At 32.6% G+C, this 5,301-nt stretch carries 7 protein-coding genes; all 7 read right to left on the bottom strand.

Features of this window, described 5'->3' with window-relative positions; all coding sequences use genetic code 11:
• Positions 1-548: 548 nt before the first annotated feature.
• Entirely contained in the window at positions 549-983 is a 435-nt protein-coding gene (locus A9G48_RS07495; protein ID WP_065576027.1) for a hypothetical protein, read from the bottom strand.
• A 68-nt stretch (positions 984-1,051) separates the two neighbouring features.
• Entirely contained in the window at positions 1,052-1,402 is a 351-nt protein-coding gene (locus A9G48_RS07490; protein ID WP_065576026.1) for a hypothetical protein, read from the bottom strand.
• 229 nt (positions 1,403-1,631) lie between these two features.
• Positions 1,632-2,066 carry a hypothetical protein gene (locus A9G48_RS07485; RefSeq protein ID WP_034944936.1) on the bottom strand — a complete coding sequence of 145 codons (435 nt, stop codon included), beginning with the start codon at positions 2,064-2,066 and terminating at the stop codon, positions 1,632-1,634.
• A complete protein-coding gene (locus A9G48_RS11215; protein WP_081299260.1) occupies positions 2,038-2,937 on the bottom strand; it encodes a M15 family metallopeptidase in 900 nt (299 codons plus the stop codon). The genes A9G48_RS07485 and A9G48_RS11215 overlap by 29 nt, the downstream gene beginning before the upstream one ends.
• A 183-nt stretch (positions 2,938-3,120) precedes the next feature.
• Entirely contained in the window at positions 3,121-3,822 is a 702-nt protein-coding gene (locus tag A9G48_RS07475; protein ID WP_065576025.1) for a tetratricopeptide repeat protein, read from the bottom strand.
• Positions 3,806-4,207: a hypothetical protein gene (locus A9G48_RS07470; RefSeq protein ID WP_065567032.1), complete on the bottom strand. Its 402-nt coding sequence runs from the start codon at positions 4,205-4,207 to the stop codon at positions 3,806-3,808. The genes A9G48_RS07475 and A9G48_RS07470 overlap by 17 nt, the downstream gene beginning before the upstream one ends.
• An 11-nt stretch (positions 4,208-4,218) precedes the next feature.
• Positions 4,219-5,301 (bottom strand): N-acetylmuramoyl-L-alanine amidase family protein (locus A9G48_RS07465; RefSeq protein WP_141672977.1); only part of this gene is annotated, 1,083 nt, incomplete at its 5' end.

Genomic DNA, 5,301 nt, shown 5'->3' with positions numbered 1-5,301 from the left:
CTTTTTCCAATTTCTATCGTTCCACCAAGAAACACCAATTTTTAATTTAAATTCAAAAAGATATAAATATTCGAATGTACCTAAACAAAAAATATTGTCTTTTACTTTCGTATTAGCGTGAGCTTTTCCCTACTTATTTATGGTGTGTTTTTTACACAATTACGATCATACAAGGTTTATTATCCTCTGAATTATTATCGATTGTTTAATACAGAATAACGGTTTAATGCGCTCTTCTTTTTCTAGTTGCCAGTTGCTTTTGACATGTTCGTGCGCTTCGTCCACCACGTCTAAGGCAAAATCACGGAGGTAAGGCTCGGTGATGCCAAGTTTATCTAATCCCGCTTCAATAAGCGCTTTTTGTTGTTGCTTTTCTTCTTCAAATAGCTCATCAACTTCGTTCCATTTGCTTAACCCTTCATCTGCATACCATTCACTTTCATATCTTATCAGTAAATGCCCTATCTGCTCCGCTGTCCAACTTCTGCGTAACCCTTCCTTTAAATCCCTATCCGTAAAAGAATGTCAGATTAAGCGAAACTATTGCGCTAATCCTTTTTTATTGAACTAATTAACACTAGTTGATCATTAATAAAATTATAGTATCTTCTTCTGTATCCTTCTTTATCTTCATTTTCATCAGGATCTGCTATTATTCCAGAAATAATAATCAAGCTACTATCTAAATGATATTCTATTAAAAACTCTTTTTCGCCATTTTCATCTTCTATTAAATAAGCATTAGGTAAGCCAATAACTTTGTTTGATAATAAGTTTCTAATTTCTCCACAAATAGCACCACCGCCACATCCATAGACCTTTACTAAATAATGATAAGCAAAGTTTGCATTTTTTATTTTTGTTTTAGTTTTAATAGCAAAATCGTTAAAATTTAAGTTAATATGATCTTTATCTTGAGCTACGCAAGAATAACTAGCGAAAAATAGAATAAAACATAAAATAAAATACTTAAATATTTTCATACTTATCTCCAATTTCCATTTTTCGATTCTCTCAATGCTTCAACCATTTGATCTGGAAGTATATGAGCCTAATTCAATCCATCACCTTGATAGTATGATGAACCTTCAAAAGTAGCAACTCGCCCCCCACTTATTGCTTTACCTTTACGTACCCCAGCTGATGCAAACTCTTTAGCCCAATCATAAATTGCATCTTCAATATCACCATTATGTTCTAAATATTTTATTATGTTTTTTCTTTTAATTTTTATTAAATATTCTTCAAATAAAGTATCTTGTGTTTCTTTATTATATTTCAGTGATAAATCTAACTTTAAATAAGTTACAGCAGCTTTTAAAGTTTGTAGAATTATTTGAAAACGTCCTGCAGCAAATATTTCCCTTTTTGTCTGCTTATCAATTAATTCTTCTATTGTCATAGAGGTCAAGTTAGTATTAAAAAAAGCCCTTAATTTTGGTTTGGTTTGGTTTGGTTTGGTTTGGTTATAAGCTGAATAATCATTATTGGATTCTACTTTTCCTAATAATAAAGCAAACGGACTTTCTGCCCAACACTTCTTTTTTTAATTATTTTAAAATAACCCACCATCGCCACAGGATGAATAAACCACGTTCTTATCGTGAACACTAATTTAAAATAAAAATTATTTACTCTAAACTCCATGATAAACATTTATTATCTTCATGAGCTTCACTTAATGCATCCGATAAAATTGATAAATCATCTGTAGCATTTTTTTTATAAATAGGATCAAGAGATATAGCTGAAATAATTTCATTATTTTTAACAAAATATTTATTTTCAACAATGAAAACAGTTTCAGATTTCAAATTTTGATCATAATAACCTATTGGGATATTGTAATATTCAGTGTTAGACAATACTTCAAATGTATTTTTACTTTTAATAACAATAATTTTTGAACGAGATGTTTCGCCATAAAGTCTAAGATCAAGTCGATCTTTGGTACAATTTAAGACAGCACCTTCTGCCGCATGTAAAGATTCAAGTGTTACCTCTTCAGCTTTTAATGTGAATGATACACATAAAATGCTAATCAAATATAATATACCCTTCGCCATCTAATTTTCCTTTTTCATGTTTTTTTAATAATTCCGAGGTCTTATAATTAAATGTAATTTCAAAATGAGGATAATCTTTTTGTTTTTTCCAATCACCTCCCCAAGAAAACCCATGCCTTATACCTACAGATGATATTCGGATAAGAACTTTTTCAGCCCAATTAGCTTTCTTATTTTTGATCTCTATAACATCTATTGCTAATCCATAATTATGATAACTATATCCGCCTCTAACCCAAGTAACTATTTTGCCTGGCGTAGTCCGACCTTGGTTATAAAGTCGATTTTGTTCATCAAAAGTTCTTAACCCTGTTGTAACTCTTAATTGTACTCCAAATTCTTTTTCTACATCATTGATAAAATTTATTGCTTGTTGACGAATTCGTGGATGTAATAAAGCAATCCTTGAGTTTGTAACACTATCCCAAGTTTCTGTTTTCTTTTCTTTAACATTAAAATAATCCACCATCGCCACCGGATGAATAAACCACGCCCTACCATCAGCACTAAGCGTGGCCGGTGGGGCTGAGTCTGTTGGGATGGCTTTGGTATCAGTTATGTTGGTATTTTCTGGATGTGTGCCGTTTGCTTGATTTAGCTTCGTTAAGCCTTTAGCGACATCGTCCCACCATAACATTTTCTTGATTTTCTCTTTGGTTTTTTCCCAAACCATGACTTGTTGTTCTAATTTCTGCATTTGTGCATAAATTTTAATTTGTTCTTGGTTCAGCTTCTGCTTTGGATTACTTTTGTAGTCTTTTGGAAACGTTTCAATTTTTCTTCTTAAATAGCCATGATACTCCGTTAATTTATCCAAATAACGAGTAACTCTACCTACTGGTAAACTAACGGCAATATCAACGTCTAACACCTCACGGTTAAAATCATCTATCGTATCGAAGGCTCTAAAGCGGTGCTGGATTTCCTATCACTGCCAAGCTCTTGGCAAAATAACTCAAATATTATTCATACAGTGGATTTTTTGTTGATTTATTTTTTAGTTTTTTAGGTCTTATTAGGATTTAAGGTTATTGTAACTATATTTAAATCAACACTACTTCTTTTTCTTTACCTTTATGGTAGAAGCTAAATGACAAGCATCATTAAAATTATTTTTACAGGCACTTTTAAACCAATATAGTGCTTGGTTATAATTTAAACTTTCTTTTTCAATTAAACCTAAATTAAGTTGGGCGTAAGGGTCATTGGCTTCAGCGGCTTTTTTATACCAATAAATCGCTTTTTCATAACGTGCGTTATCATTGGCTTCAATTAAATATAAATTACCTAATTCAACTTGAGCTGGTGTGTAACCTTGCTCGGCCGCTTTTATTAACCAATGTCTAGCCTCAATTTTATCGTATTTATCGTAATCAACCGAAAACCCAAACTGGTATTCTACCCATAAATAGTATTGAGCTTGTACATGATTTTGCTCCGCTGCTTTTTTTAGCCAGTCAATAACTTCGCCATATTTTTTCAGCCTTCTATAAACCATTGCTAAAGCAAATTGCGCTTTTGCATATCCTTGGTCTGCTGATTGTTTATACCAATAGACAACCTCGTCATCATATTTTTCTTTATCAATACTCTGAGCAAACAATAGATTCGCTAAAGAATATTGAGCAACCTTATCACCACTTTTTGCTTGTTGAATTAAATCATCTTTGTTGCTATCTGCCATTACACTATTTACGTTGCATAGCATAAAAAATAGCATTATTACTAATGCTAGGTTTTTATTTAGGTATTTCATTAAGTTCTTCCTGTTCTGTTTCATATAAATCATCATAATTAAATATTTTTTTAGTTAAAACCTTACCATTTTTGTAGGTTGTAACAATTTTATAATCTTTACCATACTCATCAGGATGATAATAGGTAGAACGAACAAGCTTTCCTGAAAAATCATATTCATACCAGTTTGCCACTCCAATACCAGTTCCATTATAATGTCCTTGGCAACCTTTTTCTTTTACTTGACCATTTGGATAATAGTCAACTAATAAGAAATAACAAAAAGGAGATTCTTGAGTTATTGAGGTTATAGCATAAATCCTCAAGCTTTCCTCTAGAGGAACAGCAAAAGCGTGGCCAACAATAAACAGAGATAAGAACGGTAAAATAAATCTTTTTTTCATTATGCACCTTTTTAATAATGTTTTTTTATGTTTTTTAGTAATCCTTCATATAATTGTTGAGCAATTAGATCAATATTTGAAAATAAGGCTTTTGCATCTTTAGGTGATGTAATAAATCCTAACTCAACGAGAACTTTACGTTTGGTTTTGTTTGAGCTCCTTAATACCTGAAGGTCTTCTCGTTTTCTAGGCGATTTTGTAACAGGAACGACATTATAATAGTTCAATATATCCTCAGCTAATTCCTTGCTAAACGTAGTTACTTCCTGACTCTGATTTTTAGAAGAATAAATTGCATGTGCACCAGAAGCCGTATAACCCACAGTGCCATCAGCATGTATGGAAATAAAATAATCAGCATTGTTATCATTAGCTAATTTAACTCTAGCTTTTCTAGTCTCTTCATTATCCTTTCCTTCAATTTTCCGCTCAGTTCGCGTGAGAATAACATTATACCCGTCTAAATCTAGTAGTTTTTTCAGCTTTATAGATACATCAAATACCAATCCTCTTTCATTTCTATTTTTATCTTCCGTTTTACTCGATGTAATCAATGTTGTATCATCAATAACCTCTTGCGGTAATTCTTCAACATTTGCTTCAGCTGTTTTATTGCCTATTTTATAGGTATATATTTTACATGCAGTACCTGTATTTTTCTGCGTATAGCCATGCCCCGGATCAATTACAATTGTTAACTCACTATTTTTTAACGCAAACATTTTCATTGCTACAGGATGAATAAACCATGCCTTGCCGTCTGCGGATAGATTGGATAGTTTAGGCGTATTGGCTTCTGTGTTTGCGGTTGAGTTTTGAGTTTGAGCTTGCGCCACTTTTTTCCACCACAGTGAGGGTTTGATGCGCTCTTCTTTTTCTAGTTGCCAGTTTGATTTGACATGTTTATGCGCTTCGTCCACCACGTCTAAGGCAAAATCACGGAGGTAAGGCTCGGTGATGCCTAGCTCATCTAATCCCGCTTCAATAAGCGCTTTTTGTTGTTGCTTTTCTTCTTCAAATAGCTCATCAACTTCGTTCCATTTGCTTAACCCTTCATCTGCATACCATTCACTTTCATATTTCACCAGTAAATG

The organism is Gilliamella sp. wkB18, from assembly GCF_001690875.1.
GTDB classification, from domain to species: Bacteria; Pseudomonadota; Gammaproteobacteria; order Enterobacterales; family Orbaceae; genus Gilliamella; species Gilliamella apicola_A.
This window is presented reverse-complemented; position numbering and strand designations above follow the sequence as displayed.